Below are 12,878 nucleotides of genomic sequence, written 5' to 3'. Positions count from 1 at the left end.
ACGCCGACATGCACGTACCGGGGCCCGTGTTGCCGGCCCTGAATTCGCAGGCCTTGCTGAAGGGGCAGACAGCGCTGGTGACCGGCGCCAGTTCCGGCATCGGTCGCGCCATCGCCCTGGCGCTTGGGGCGGCCGGCGCCGATGTGATCGTGAACTACGTGGCAAGCCCCGCTGACGCCGAGGCCGTGGCCGAAGCGATACGCAGCGGCGGACGGCGCGCGATGACGGTGCAGGCCGACGTTGCCAACGAGGAGCAGGTGCTGGCCATGTTCGCCTCGGCGGTGCGCGAGTTCGGAACCGTCGACATCCTCGTCAGCAACGCCGGCAGGGAATGCAACGCGCCCTTCCATGAAATGAGCGTTGCGGACTGGGATGCCGTGATCAACGTCAATCTGCGCGGGGCATTTCTATGCGCCCGCTCGGCGGTGCGCGAGTTCCTGCGCCGCGGCGCGCGGCCGGGCATATCGGTTGCCGCGGGCAAGATCATCTTCACCAGCTCGGTCCACGAGATCATTCCATGGGCCGGCCACGTCAATTACGCCGCGTCCAAGGGTGGACTGATGCTGCTGATGAAGAGCCTGGCCCAAGAGGTCTCCGACAAGCGGATCCGCGTCAATTCCATTGCGCCGGGTGCGATCCGGACGCCAATCAACACCGCGGCATGGTCCACGCCCGAGGCCTATGCCGATCTGATGAAGCTGGTCCCCTACAAGCGCATCGGCGAACCGGACGAGGTGGGCCGCGCCGCAGCCTGGCTCGCGTCCGACTTCGCCGACTACATCGTTGGCGCCACGCTCGTCATCGATGGCGGCATGACCTTGTATCCCGGGTTTGAATCGGGCGGCTGATTGGGCGCCCAGGCGCAGGACCAGGAATCCCGCGAGCAACCGCGGGCGCGGCGTCATGCACGCATCGCCAGAGATGTAACGGCGCAGGATGCGCCCTATTTACCATTGTTGACACTTATGCCGCGCAATTTCAAAGAATTCTTATATTTCGCGGTCTTCCCAGTCAGTAAATTTGCGTCCCGCTGAAGCAGCGTTCGTCCGGGTTATCCCTTGGCCGCCGATCTTCCGTTGATCTCAACCCTGACTGTGCTGCGTGCCAAACCACCAGCAAAAACCATGAATCGCATTTATTTGTTGGTCTGGAATGCCACCACCAAGACCTGGGCTGCCGTGTCCGAAAACAGCCGTTCCCGCGGCAAGCCGGGCAAGGCGGTCCGTGCCGCATCCGCCGTCGCCATGGCGCTTGCCGGCATGGGCGCCGGCGGATTCACGCCTGCGCAAGCCGCCGGATCGGGCTTGCAGCTCTGTGATCCCGTAGCGAAGAGCGGCGCTTCCTTGGGCTCTACCCCCGGGTCCAGCACTTCGTTGAATTGCATCACCTCCGATTTCTCGTTTTCGCTGAATAACGCCGGCGACAACGCCGGGGGGAATGGATTCAGTGCATCCACGGCGCGTATCACGGGATATACCAACGGCACGCTTGAGCTAAAGGGCATGAACGGTATTTCCATGCTGAACACCGTTCAAATGAACGGCAACAAGATTACGCAGCTTGCCCCGGGCGACCTGAGCGCAGCCAGCCAGGACGCGGTCAATGGTTCGCAGCTGTACGCAACCAACCAGAACGTGACCGCCAATACCTCGGCGATTACCGGCCTGGATGGCCGCGTGACAACCAACACCACGTCCATTACGGCGCTGGACGGCCGTGTAACGCAGAACACGGGCGACATCACAAACTTGACGCAATCGCTGAACAGCGGCGCGGCGGGTTTGGTGCGCCAGGACGCGGCCACGAAAACCATCACCGTTGCCAAGGACCTGGACGGCGCCATTGTGGACATGACGGGCAGCGCCGGTGCGCGCAAGCTCGCCGGCGTCGACGCCGGCGTCCTGAGCGCAGCCAGCCAGGACGCGGTCAATGGTTCGCAGCTGTACGCAACCAACCAGAGCGTGCTGGCCAACACCACGGCGTTGAATACGCTTGACGGGCTGGTGGCGCAGAACACGACGAACTTGAACAATCTGACCGCCAGCATCAATAGCGGCGGCCTGGGCCTGGTCAAGCAGGATGCGGCCACGCGCAAGCTGACCGTGGGCCAGGAGCAGGACGGCAATCTTGTCGATTTCGCCGGCACGTCCGGCGCGCGCCAGCTGACGGGTGTCGCCAATGGCGTGGTGGCGCCGGGCAGCGTGTACGCGGTCAATGGCGGGCAGTTGCATACCGTGAGCGCTTCGGTCGCCGGCGCGCTGGGCGGCGGCGCCGCCGTCAATGCCGACGGCTCGATTTCGGCGCCCTCTTACAGCGTGGGCGGGGTCGCGCACCACTCGGTGAGCAGCGCCGTAGCGGGCCTGGACAATCGCGTGACGCAGATGCAATCGACAATCGACGGCGTCACGCAACAGATGAACAATGGCGAGGTCGGCCTGGTCAAACAAGATGCGGCGAACGGCACAATTACCGTTGCCGCGGACAAGGGCGGCAATCTGGTCGACATGTCGGGCGCGGGCGGCGCGCGCAAAATTGCCGGCGTGGCAAACGGCGCCGTCTCCGCCACCAGCACGGACGCCGTGAACGGCAGCCAGCTCTACGCCATTTCGCAGCAGATGACCGGCATGAGCGGAGCCGGCAGCTACGTCAAGGTCGATGGCGCAGGCGACGGGAGCGATGCCGCCGTGGTCGACGCAGGAACCAAGGGCGTGGCCATGGGCGCGAACGCTTCGGTGACGGCGGCCAATGGCGTGGCGTTGGGCGCAAACTCGGTGGCGGACCGCGCAAACGCCGTGTCCGTGGGTTCGAAGGGCGCGGAGCGTCAGGTGACCAACGTGGGCGCGGGCTCGCAAAAGACCGATGCCGTGAACGTCGGCCAACTGGCCCCGGTCGTCGCCGGCCTGGGCGGCGGCGCAAGCATTGACGCGAACACGGGCGCCGTGACCGGCCCGTCGTATGTGCTGGATGGCCAGGCCTACAGCAATGTGGGCGACGCGCTGAGGTCGCTGGACAGCAATGTGCAGAGCAATCGCGAAGGCCTGAACCGCCTGGACAGCCGCCTGGACCAGACCAACCGCGCAGTGGCCGACCTGGCGCGCAACGCGTACTCCGGCATTGCCGCGACCACGGCGCTGACCATGATTCCTGAAGTCGATCAAGGCAAGAAGTTCGCGTTGGGCATGGGCGCGGCGACCTACCATGGCTATCAGGCCATCGCACTGGGCGCGTCCGCGCGCGTGAACGACCGGATCAAGCTGAAGGCCGGCGTCGGCATGGGTTCAGGCAATGCGACCGCTGGCGTGGGTGCCTCCATGCAGTGGTGACGCGCGCCCGTCAGGTGAGATTCAGCCCGCCATCCGAGAGCAGAATCTCGCCCGTCAGGTAATCCGAGGCGACCGGCAAGGCGACGGCCTGGGCGATATCCTCGGGGCTGGCTGCCCGCCGCATCGGCGACCGCTCTTTCCAGAGACGGCGGAGGAAGTCCGCTATCCCGCGTTCACCGCGGATTGTCGGCATCACGCCTGCGCCGGTAGTCCGGGCAACAGCTTGTCCAGGGTGATCGGGTAATCGCGCACACGCACGCCGGTGGCGTTGTACACGGCATTGGCTATCGCCGCGCCCACGCCGCACAGGCCCAGCTCGCCAACGCCTTTGGCCTTCATGGGCGACGACACCGGGTCCGTTTCGTCCAGGAAGATGACCTCCTGTGGCGGGATGTCGGCGTGCACGGGCACCTCGTAGCTCGCCAGGTCATGGTTGACGAAGAACCCGACGCGCCGGTCCACGGCCAGCTCTTCCATCAGCGCCGCCCCGATGCCCATCGTCATCGCGCCGATGACCTGGCTGCGCGCGGTCTTGGGATTCAGGATGCGGCCGGCGGCGCAAACCGCCAGCATGCGGCGGATGCGGGTCTCGCCCGTGGCGGCGTCCACGCCCACTTCCACGAAATGCGCGCCAAAGGTCGATTGCTGGAATTTCTTGTCCAGGTCGCCAAATTCCAGTGCGTCTTCCGCGACCAGCTCGCCGCCGCCGGCCGCTTGCGCCAAGGGCGCGGAGCGCCCTCCCGCTTCCGTCACCGCGCCGTCCGCGAACACCGCGCCTTCCGCGCTGAAGCCCAGCTTTTCCAGGACGGCGGCGCGCAACTTGGAGCAGGCGGCATAGACGCCGGCCGTCGAGCTGTTCGCGCCCCACTGGCCGCCCGAACCGGCGGATACGGGGAACGACGAATCGCCCAGGCGCACGACCACGCTTGTCACCGGCACGCCCAGCATCTCCGCGGCGGTCTGCGCGATGATGGTGTAGCTGCCGGTGCCGATGTCGGTCATGTCGGTCTCGACGATGACCCTGCCCGCCGCATCCAGGCGCACGCGCGCGGCCGATTTCGTCACAAGGTTGTTGCGGAAGGCCGACGCCATGCCCATGCCGATCAGCCAGCGCCCTTCCCGCCGCCCGCCCGGCTTGGCGCTGCGCTCCTGCCAGCCGAAGCGCTGCGCGCCCGTTTGCAGGCATTCGATCAGATGGCGCTGCGAGAACGGGCGCTCCGGCGCCGAAGGATCCACCTGCGTATCGTTGCGGACCCGGAATTGGACGGGATCCATGCCCAGCGCCTCGGCCATTTCATCCATGGCGATTTCCAGCGCCATCATGCCGGGCGCCTCGCCGGGCGCGCGCATCGCGTTGCCTTCGGGCAGGTCCAGCGTCATCAGGTTCAGCGCCGTCATGCGGTTTGCGCCTGCATAGAGGAATTGCGTCTGCTGGACCGCTTCTTCGGGCTGGCCGCCCGGCAGGTCGCCGGACCAGCTCTCATGCCCGATCGCGACGAGCTTGCCGTCCGGGGCGGCGGCGAGGCGTATCCGCTGTATGGTGGCGGGCCGGTGCGTGGTGTTGTTGATGACCAGGGGACGCGGCAAGGCCACCTTGACCGGCCGCTGCGCCGCCCGCGCGCCCAGCGCGGCCAGGACCGCATCCGCGCGGACAAACAGCTTGCCGCCGAATCCCCCGCCTATGAATGGCGAGATCAGCCGCAGCTTCTCCTTCGGAATGCCCAGCGTCCTGGCGACGTCGCCGCGGCTCCAGTCGATCATCTGATTGGAGGTCCACAGCGTCAGCTCGTCCCCCTTCCAGACCGCCATGGACGCATGCGGCTCCATCATGGCGTGCGACTGGTCGGGCGTGGTGTAGGTGCGGTCTATCTTCACGGGCGCCGCGGCGTAGGCGCCTTCGAAATCGCCCACATCCGACTTGGGAATCCGCTTGCCCGCCGCGCCGCCGTTTTTTTCCGCGGCCAGGCTGTATGCGCCCCTGGCGCGCTCGTACTGCACCCGGATCAGCCGGGAAGCGGCGCGGGCCTGCTCGAAGGTCTGCGCCACCACCACGGCGATGGCCTGGTGGTAATGCTGGATGTCCGGACCGCCCAGCAGCGTGGCGGTGTTGAACTTGCCGTGGCCCAGCTTGCCGGCGTTCTGCGCGGTGACGACCGCCAGCACGCCGGGCGCGTTCCGGGCGGCCTCTATATCCATGGCGCTGATCCTGCCCTTGGCGATGGCCGAACCGACCACATAGCCCACGGCGGCGTTGGGCGCCGCCTGATGATGCTCATAGGCATAGGCGGCCTTGCCGCAGGTCTTGAGCGGCCCATCTATGCGGTCGACGGCGTGGCCGACTATCTTCTGCCGATCGATGGGATTCTCGGTTGCGGGAGTATCGAATTTCATCGCGTCGTGCCCTCGCTTTCCGCCAGGATTGAACTCAGGGTGCGCTGCGCCAGCGCCAGCTTGAAGGCGTTCTCGGACGTGGGCCGCGCATCGGCCAGCAGGCGGTCCGCCACGCGCTTTGCGCCTTCCGGCATTTCCGCTTCGGCCGCCTCGATCCGCCAGGGCCGATGCGCCACGCCGCCCAGGGCGACACGCCCGCTTCCGTCGGGCTGCACGACGGCGGCGACCGACACCAGGGCAAAGGCAAAAGACGCCCGGTCGCGGACTTTGCGGTAGACCTGCCTGCCGCCCACGGGCTTGGGCAGCGTGACGGCGGTGATGAGCTCGCCGGGCTCCAGGGAGTTGTCGATATGGGGCGTGTTGCCCGGCAGGCGGTAAAAATCGGCGATGGGAATGACGCGCGTCGTGCTGTCCGCCCGCACCGTTTCCACCGAGGCGTCCAGCACCCGCATCGCCACCGCCATGTCGCTGGGATGGGTCGCGATACAGGCGTCGCTTGCGCCGATTACGGCCAGTTGGCGCGTCACGCCCCCGATGGCCGAACAGCCGCTGCCCGGCACCCGCTTGTTGCAGGGCTGATTGGTGTCGTAGTAGTAAGGGCAACGCGTGCGCTGCAGGAGATTGCCGGCGGTCGTCGCGCGGTTGCGGATCTGCCCCGACGCGCCGGCCAGAATCGCGCGGGACAAGATGGCGTAGTCGCGCCGGATGCGTTCGTCCGCAGCAAGATCGGTGTTGCGCGCGAGGGCGCCTATGCGCAATCCACCGTCAGGGGTGGCTTCGATCCGGTCCAGGCCCAGCCCGTTCACATCGATCAGGTGCGCGGGCGTTTCCACCTCGATCTTCATCAGGTCGATCAGGTTGGTGCCGCCCGCGATGAAGCGCGCGCCCTGCACGCGGCCCGCGCTGGCGGCGGCCTCGGCGGGCGTGCGGGCGCGCTCGTAGGTGAAGGGCTTCATGCCTTGCCCCCCGCGACTTCCGCTATGGCATCGACGATATTGGCGTAGGCGCCGCAGCGGCAGATGTTGCCGCTCATGCGCTCGCGTATCTCTTCGGCGGATAGCAGCGGGCGTTCGGCGAGGTCGGCGCTGACGTGGCTGGGTATGCCCCGCGACACTTCATCCAGCATCCCGACGGCCGAGCAGATCTGCCCCGGCGTACAGTAGCCGCACTGGTATCCGTCGTGCTTGACGAACGCCGCCTGCAGCGGGTGCAGCGAGGCCGGCGTGCCCAGGCCTTCGATCGTGGTGATGTCCGCGCCGTCGTGCATGACGGCAAGCGTGAGGCATGCGTTGACCCGCCTGCCGTCCAGCATCACCGTACAGGCGCCGCACTGCCCGTGGTCGCAACCCTTCTTGGTGCCGGTCAGGCGCAGGTGTTCGCGCAGCGCGTCCAGCAAGGTGGTGCGCATGTCCATGGCCATTTCGTGCGTTGCGCCGTTCACCCGCAGCGTCACCGTGGAGGACATGGGCTGGACCGCGCCGGCCCCCTGCGCCGCCGCCATTTGCGGCGCGGCCATGGCGGTGGCGGATGCCGCGCCCACCTTCAACAGATCGCGCCGGGATATCTTGAGATCTAGCGGGTGTTCCAAGGCCTGGTCCTCCTGTGATCGCGGCGCGGGCCTTGGGGCGGCCCGCAGTCACCGCCGCCAGCAAGCTGCGTTCCTGTGGAGGGCAAGGCTTGAAGCCGGAATACGCGGTTGAGCGCCTTTCGGGCATGATATCCAGGCCATCCCCAAACCCGCCACGCCATCGCGCCCGGAAAATGCCCGATCCCGACACCCCTCCCGACCACGCCCCGCTGACAAGTTGCGTCGGCATTGTGCTGGCCGCGGGCCACGGCCGCCGCTATGCCGCCCTGGCCCCGGACGAGGACAAGCTGCTGGCGCCGCTGCCGGACGGCAGGCCTGTCGCCCTGGCCGCGGTGGCGGCGATGCGCGCCGCCACCGCGCGCACCGTGGCGGTGGTCCGGCCCGACAACCCGGCGCTGGCAAGGCTGCTGGCGGCGGAAGGCTGCGAGGTGCTGGCGACCGGAGCCGGCAAGAACGGCATGGGCGACAGCCTGGCGGCCGTTGCCCGCCACCTGCTGCGGACCTGCGGGCCCGACGTGCAGACCTGCCTCGTCGCCCTGGGGGACATGCCGTGGGTGCGGCCCCTTACCTGCATCCAGGTGGCGCGGGCATCGCAGGGCCACAAGATCGTGGCGCCCGCCTGGGACGGCCGCCGCGGCCATCCCGTTGCGTTCCATCGGACGCTGTGGGCGGAATTGGCGGCGCTGGCGGGAGACGCCGGCGCGCGCGCCTTGCTGGGCCGCCACCCGGTTACGGAGCTGGCCGTGGACGACCCCGCCGTGCTGGCGGATGTGGACATTCCCGAAGATCTGACAAGCGCGGGAAAAATCTACCGGTAGGCGGGCGGCGCCGGATTACCCCTGCGCGCCGTCCGGCAGCTTCGCGATCGCCTTGATCTCGAACTGGAACCCGGAGAGCCACGTCACGCCCACGGCGGTCAGCGCCGGGTGCGGCGCGCTGCCCCAGTATTCCGGCACCACCTTCCAGATCGTTTCGAACTTTGAATCGGGATCGACCATGAAGACGGTTGCGTCGACCACGTCCTCGAACGTGCATCCCGCCGCCGCCAGGATGGCGTTCAGGTTCTCGAATGCAAGCCGGACCTGCGCCTCCAGATCAGGCTCGGGCGAGCCGTCCTCGCGGCTGCCGACCTGTCCTGAAACAAACAGGAAGCCATCGGACCGGACCGCCGGGGAATAGCGGTGGCGTTCGTAGAGGGCGTGGCGCCCGGCGGGGAAGACGACGTCGCGTGTTGCCATGGAATTTCTCCTTCAGTGGGCCGGAACCGGCCCGTGTTAGCCATGGAGAAACTTTACGGGCGCGTGCGCCGCGGATAAACGGGCAAGTCCCTCCATCACTATTTGTAGAATCCAAACAATCCCCGGACATTCAGGAGCCGCAATGGACCGTTTCGATGCGATGAGCGCGTTCGCCCGCGTGGTGGAGACCGGCAGCTTCACCAAGGCTGCCGAGACCCTGCATATGAGCAAGACCAGCGTGACCCAGCTGGTGCAGCAGCTGGAGGCGCGGCTGCGCGTCAGGCTGCTGAACCGGACCACCCGCAAGGTCAACGTCACCGCCGACGGCGCCGCCTACTACGAGCGCGTGATACGGCTGCTGGCGGACATGGACGACGCGGAGACCAGCCTTTCCAGCGCGGCGGAGGCGCCCCGGGGCCGGCTGCGGGTGGACGTGCCCAGCCCGCTGGCCCGCATGATCCTCGTGCCCGCCTTGCCGGCGTTCCATGCCCGGTATCCCGACATCCAGCTCGACATGGGCGTCAGCGACCGCATCGTGGACCTGATCGGCGAAAACGTGGACTGCGTGGTGCGCGGCGGCGAACTGACCGACCAGTCCCTGATGGCCCGCCGCGTGGGCGACCTGCAGCTGGGCGTGTACGCGGCGCCCGCCTACCTGGAGCGCGCCGGCATGCCCTCGCATCCGCGCGAGCTTGAGGACACGCACCATCGCATCGTCGGCTTTCTGTGGGCGCGCAACGGCAGGGCCCTGCCCTACGCCATGCGCCGCGGCGAAGAACGCGTCAACGTGCATGGCCGCTATGTCCTGGCGGTGGACGACGGCAACGCCTATCTGGCGGCCGGCCTGGCGGGCATGGGCGTGCTCTGGCTGCCGGACTACATGTCCCGCGCGCACCTGGCAAGCGGCGAGCTGGCCCCGCTGTTCGAAGACTGGCGGCTCGACCCGATGCCGATGTACGTGGCGTTTCCGCCGAACCGGCACGTCAGCGCCAAGCTGCGCGTGTTCATCGACTGGATCGTTGAGCTGATGGGACGGTATGCGCCCATGATGGGCAAGCCCTAGGCGGGGTCTCCCGCCTTGCCGGCCGCCGGTCCAAGTGTGCCGGGCTGGGGCCTGTGCCCTACCCCTTCGCCAGCGCCCCCGCCAGCTCCAGCGCCATTCCCAGGAACGCCGACCTGTCATCCTTCCGGTAGCTGACGATCACCGGCGACACAAACGCGTCCGCATCGATCCGCACATGGGCCACGTCCTGGCGCTGCAGGCGCTGCACGGACGCCGGCACCACGGTCACCCCCAGCCCCGCCGCCACCAGCCCGATCGCCGTCTGCAGCTCATTGGCTTCCTGCACCACCTGGGGCGCATGCCCCGCCGCGCGGAACAGCCCCAGCACGTGATCCGCGAAGTTCGGCCTGGGCCGCGCCGGATACAGGACGAAGGGCTCTTGCGCCAGCCGCTCCACCGAGACGCTTTCCAGCCCCGCCAGCGGATGGTGCAGCGGCACGGCGGCCGTCAGCGGTTCGGTCATCAGCACCCGGCGCTCGATTGCCGGATCATCCAGCAGGATGCGGCCGATGCCCAGATCGATGCGCCCGGCCTTCAGGGCCTCGATCTGCGGCAAGCTGGTCATTTCCATCAGGCCCACTTCTACCCGGGGATCCGCGCTGCGCAGCTGGCGGATCAGTTCGGGCACGAATCCGTAGAGCGTGGACGGCACGAAGCCGATGCCGAACCAGCGGCGTTGCGTCTGTCCCAGCCTGCGGGTGCCTTCCAGCACTTCTTCCAGCCTGGCGGTCAGCAGCCGCGACTGCTCCAGCAGGAAGCGCCCCGCCTCGGTCAGGCGCAGCGCGCGGGTGGTGCGTTCGAACAGCGCCACGCCCAGTTCTTCCTCGAACTGGCGGATCTGGCGGCTGAGCGGCGGCTGGGCCATGTGCAGCCGGGCGGCGGCGCGGGTGAAGCTGCCCTCTTCCGCCACGGCCTGGAAATAGCGCAGGTGTCTGAGCTGCATGGCTTATTTAGACTGCAAAGGTATTAATCGGAACCGATATAGTCTTGGACTAAGGACGAAAACGCAAGCCATACTGCAAGCATCGTACAAACCTGGCTATAAAAGTATGAATCCGGTAAGCATTCTCTCGGTCGAGGCCATTCTGGTGGACCTGCCCACCATCCGCGCCCATCAGCTGGCCATGGCGGTCATGCAGCGGCAGACGCTGGTGATCGTGCGGCTCCAGTGCAGCGACGGCATCGAAGGCATCGGCGAGGCCACGACCATCGGCGGCCTGTCCTATGGCGAAGAAAGCCCCGAGGGCATCAAGCTGGCGATCGATGCCTACCTGGCGCCCGCGCTGGCGGGGCTGGATGCGGCCAACATCCACGGCGCGATGCAGCGCCTGGACAAAGTGGCGCGAGGCAACCGCTTCGCCAAGTCCGCGCTGGAATCCGCGCTGCTGGACGCGCAGGGCAAGCGCCTGAACGTATCCGTGTCCACACTGCTGGGCGGCGCGGTGCGCACGCGCCTGCCGGTGCTGTGGACGCTGGCCAGCGGCGACACCGCCCGAGACATCGAGGAAGCCGAGTCGCTGTTGCAAAGCCGCCGCCACAACACCTTCAAACTAAAGGTCGGCCGCCGCGCCGTGGCCGACGACGTGGCGCACGTGTCGCGCATCAAGCAGGCGCTGGGCGACCGCGCCCGCGTGACGGTGGACGTGAACCAGGCATGGAACGAGGCCGATGCGGCCGGCGCCATTGCCCGGCTGGAAGCCGCGGGCGTGGACCTGATCGAACAGCCCATTCCGCGCGCCAACCTGGCCGGCATGGCCCGGCTGGCCGCCCGCTTCGTGGTGCCCATCATGGCCGACGAGGCGATCAACGGCCCGGAGGACGCGCTGGACATCGCGCGCCAGGGCGCGGCCGACGTGCTGGCGCTGAAGATTGCCAAGTCCGGCGGCATCCACGAGATGCTGCGCACCGCCGCGGTGGGCGACGCCGCCGGCATGTCGCTGTATGGCGGCACGATGCTGGAAGGCTCGGTGGGCTCGATCGCGTCGGCGCACGGCTTTGCCTGCCTGCCGCGCCTGTCCTGGGGCACCGAGCTGTTCGGCCCCCTGCTGCTGAAGGACGACATCGTGGCGAACCCGCCGCGCTACGCGGATTTTGAAATGGAAATACCCGACGGCCCCGGTTTGGGCCTGACGCTGGACGAAGACAAACTGGCCTTCTACCGCCGCGGCAACTAACCCCAGTACTCGCTGGCCGCGCCCGCCCCGCAGGGCGCGGTCCACAATAATTCAAGCACCACGGAGACAACCATGCGCATGCGCCATGTATTCAACCCCTTTGCCCGGGCCTTCCTGGCCCTGTCGCTGCTGGGCGGCGCGTCCGCCGCGCACGCGGACAGCTATCCCGACCGCCCGATCAAATGGGTCGTGCCCTTCCCGCCGGGCGGCGCCATGGACAGCATCGCCCGCACGCTGGGCGAGTCCATGGGCAAGCAGCTCAACACCTCCTTCATCGTGGAGAACCGCGCGGGCGCGGGCGGCAACATCGGCGCGGCCGGCGTGGCGCGCGCCAAGCCGGACGGCTACACCATCCTGATCGTGGCCAACGGCATGGCGGTCAACCCCGCGCTGTACGCGGACCTGAACTACGACCCCATCAAGGACTTCGCGCCGATCTCGCTCCTGGCCGTGGTGCCCAACGTGCTGGTCGCCAACCCGGCCCGCACCGGCGCCACCAGCGTGCAGGACGTGATCGCCAAGGCCAAGGCCCAGCCCAACCACTACACCTACGCCTCGGCCGGCGTGGGCACCTCGATTCATCTGGCGGGCGAGCTCTTTGTCTCCATGACGGGCGTGGACATGCTGCATGTGCCCTACAAGGGCAGCGGCCCCGCCGTCGCCGATCTGCTGGGCGGCCAGGTGGACTACATGTTCGACAGCATCACCTCGGCCAAGCCGCACATCGCCACCGGCAAGCTGCGCGCGCTGGGCGTCACCACCAGCAAGCGTTCGGCCGCCCTGCCCGATGTGCCGACCATGCAGGAAGCCGGCGTGCCGGGCTATGAGCTGATGCCCTGGTTCGCGGCCTTCGCGCCCGCCGGCACGCCGCCCGAGGTGGTGGCCAAGCTGAACGAAGCCATGCGCAACGCGCTGGCCGAACCCAAGGTGAAGGCCACGCTGGATTCGATCGGCGCGGAGTCCATCGGCGGCACGCCCGACGCCTTGCGCGACCACCTGGCCAAGGAAACGGCGCAGTGGAAGGAGCTGGTCAAGGAACGGAACATCAAGATCAACTAAGCCTGGCGCCCATCGGGGCCGCCGCGAATGAGGTATCGTCTG

At 67.7% G+C, this 12,878-nt stretch carries 11 protein-coding genes and 2 pseudogenes; 7 read left to right on the top strand and 6 right to left on the bottom strand.

All coding sequences use genetic code 11. The features are described from left to right. Positions 1-8: 8 nt before the first annotated feature. The 3 genes and pseudogenes from ACFWP0_RS21280 (at position 9) to ACFWP0_RS21270 (ending at position 3,323) form a co-directional block, all read left to right on the top strand. Complete coding sequence (locus tag ACFWP0_RS21280; protein ID WP_377845531.1) at positions 9-848, top strand: glucose 1-dehydrogenase; 840 nt, start codon at positions 9-11, stop codon at positions 846-848. Positions 849-1,124: 276 nt separating this feature from the next. Continuing rightward, positions 1,125-1,199: pseudogene (locus tag ACFWP0_RS21275) on the top strand (ESPR-type extended signal peptide-containing protein); the annotation flags it as partial. Between the two features lie 318 nt (positions 1,200-1,517). Then, complete coding sequence (locus ACFWP0_RS21270) at positions 1,518-3,323, top strand: YadA family autotransporter adhesin (RefSeq protein WP_377845529.1); 1,806 nt, start codon at positions 1,518-1,520, stop codon at positions 3,321-3,323. 10 nt (positions 3,324-3,333) lie between these two features. Here the strand turns inward: ACFWP0_RS21270 and ACFWP0_RS21265 are convergent. From ACFWP0_RS21265 to paoA, 4 genes and pseudogenes are all read right to left on the bottom strand, one after another. Beyond that, positions 3,334-3,474, bottom strand: a pseudogene (locus ACFWP0_RS21265) (SDR family oxidoreductase); the annotation flags it as partial. 41 nt (positions 3,475-3,515) lie between these two features. Further along, entirely contained in the window at positions 3,516-5,714 is a 2,199-nt protein-coding gene (gene paoC / locus ACFWP0_RS21260) for an aldehyde oxidoreductase molybdenum-binding subunit PaoC (protein WP_377845354.1), read from the bottom strand. Continuing rightward, entirely contained in the window at positions 5,711-6,670 is a 960-nt protein-coding gene (locus ACFWP0_RS21255) for an FAD binding domain-containing protein (RefSeq protein ID WP_377845352.1), read from the bottom strand. Before ACFWP0_RS21255 ends, paoC begins: the two co-directional genes overlap by 4 nt. Further along, positions 6,667-7,302 carry an aldehyde dehydrogenase iron-sulfur subunit PaoA gene (gene paoA, locus ACFWP0_RS21250; RefSeq protein WP_377845350.1) on the bottom strand — a complete coding sequence of 212 codons (636 nt, stop codon included), beginning with the start codon at positions 7,300-7,302 and terminating at the stop codon, positions 6,667-6,669. Before paoA ends, ACFWP0_RS21255 begins: the two co-directional genes overlap by 4 nt. Before the next feature lie 173 nt (positions 7,303-7,475). Here paoA and ACFWP0_RS21245 point away from each other — a divergent pair, with 173 nt between their 5' ends. Beyond that, positions 7,476-8,120: an NTP transferase domain-containing protein gene (locus tag ACFWP0_RS21245; protein WP_377845349.1), complete on the top strand. Its 645-nt coding sequence runs from the start codon at positions 7,476-7,478 to the stop codon at positions 8,118-8,120. A 15-nt stretch (positions 8,121-8,135) separates the two neighbouring features. Here the strand turns inward: ACFWP0_RS21245 and ACFWP0_RS21240 are convergent, their stop codons facing one another. Then, positions 8,136-8,540 carry a RidA family protein gene (locus ACFWP0_RS21240; RefSeq protein WP_377845347.1) on the bottom strand — a complete coding sequence of 135 codons (405 nt, stop codon included), beginning with the start codon at positions 8,538-8,540 and terminating at the stop codon, positions 8,136-8,138. A gap of 142 nt (positions 8,541-8,682) precedes the next feature. Between ACFWP0_RS21240 and ACFWP0_RS21235 the strand changes: the two genes are divergently transcribed. Further along, positions 8,683-9,603 (top strand): LysR substrate-binding domain-containing protein, encoded by a 921-nt coding sequence (locus tag ACFWP0_RS21235; protein ID WP_377845345.1) that lies wholly within the window; start codon positions 8,683-8,685, stop codon positions 9,601-9,603. Positions 9,604-9,661: 58 nt separating this feature from the next. Here the strand turns inward: ACFWP0_RS21235 and ACFWP0_RS21230 are convergent, their stop codons facing one another. Then, positions 9,662-10,546, bottom strand: a complete 885-nt coding sequence (locus tag ACFWP0_RS21230; RefSeq protein WP_377845343.1) for a LysR family transcriptional regulator — start codon at positions 10,544-10,546, stop codon at positions 9,662-9,664. A 106-nt stretch (positions 10,547-10,652) separates the two neighbouring features. Between ACFWP0_RS21230 and ACFWP0_RS21225 the strand changes: the two genes are divergently transcribed. Both ACFWP0_RS21225 and ACFWP0_RS21220 read left to right on the top strand, forming a co-directional pair. Next, positions 10,653-11,777 (top strand): muconate/chloromuconate family cycloisomerase, encoded by a 1,125-nt coding sequence (locus ACFWP0_RS21225; RefSeq protein ID WP_377845342.1) that lies wholly within the window; start codon positions 10,653-10,655, stop codon positions 11,775-11,777. 72 nt (positions 11,778-11,849) lie between these two features. Continuing rightward, the gene (locus ACFWP0_RS21220) at positions 11,850-12,836 is read left to right on the top strand and encodes a Bug family tripartite tricarboxylate transporter substrate binding protein (RefSeq protein ID WP_377845340.1); all 987 of its coding nucleotides are present in this window, start codon (positions 11,850-11,852) and stop codon (positions 12,834-12,836) included. The last annotated feature ends 42 nt before the right edge of the window (positions 12,837-12,878 follow it).

The sequence above is a fragment of the Achromobacter sp. NPDC058515 genome, from assembly GCF_042721735.1.
GTDB lineage: Bacteria > Pseudomonadota > Gammaproteobacteria > Burkholderiales > Burkholderiaceae_B > Achromobacter.
This window is presented reverse-complemented; position numbering and strand designations above follow the sequence as displayed.

Excerpts from the sequence above, each read along its gene's own strand:
- ACFWP0_RS21280 (WP_377845531.1), top strand. The coding sequence starts at position 9 with ATGCACGTACCGGGGCCCGTGTTGCCGGCCCTGAATTCGCAGGCCTTG.
- ACFWP0_RS21270 (WP_377845529.1), top strand. The coding sequence starts at position 1,518 with ATGCTGAACACCGTTCAAATGAACGGCAACAAGATTACGCAGCTTGCC.
- paoC (WP_377845354.1), bottom strand. The coding sequence starts at position 5,714 with ATGAAATTCGATACTCCCGCAACCGAGAATCCCATCGATCGGCAGAAG.
- ACFWP0_RS21255 (WP_377845352.1), bottom strand. The coding sequence starts at position 6,670 with ATGAAGCCCTTCACCTACGAGCGCGCCCGCACGCCCGCCGAGGCCGCC.
- ACFWP0_RS21245 (WP_377845349.1), top strand. The coding sequence starts at position 7,476 with ATGCCCGATCCCGACACCCCTCCCGACCACGCCCCGCTGACAAGTTGC.
- ACFWP0_RS21240 (WP_377845347.1), bottom strand. The coding sequence starts at position 8,540 with ATGGCAACACGCGACGTCGTCTTCCCCGCCGGGCGCCACGCCCTCTAC.
- ACFWP0_RS21235 (WP_377845345.1), top strand. The coding sequence starts at position 8,683 with ATGGACCGTTTCGATGCGATGAGCGCGTTCGCCCGCGTGGTGGAGACC.
- ACFWP0_RS21230 (WP_377845343.1), bottom strand. The coding sequence starts at position 10,546 with ATGCAGCTCAGACACCTGCGCTATTTCCAGGCCGTGGCGGAAGAGGGC.
- ACFWP0_RS21225 (WP_377845342.1), top strand. The coding sequence starts at position 10,653 with ATGAATCCGGTAAGCATTCTCTCGGTCGAGGCCATTCTGGTGGACCTG.
- ACFWP0_RS21220 (WP_377845340.1), top strand. The coding sequence starts at position 11,850 with ATGCGCATGCGCCATGTATTCAACCCCTTTGCCCGGGCCTTCCTGGCC.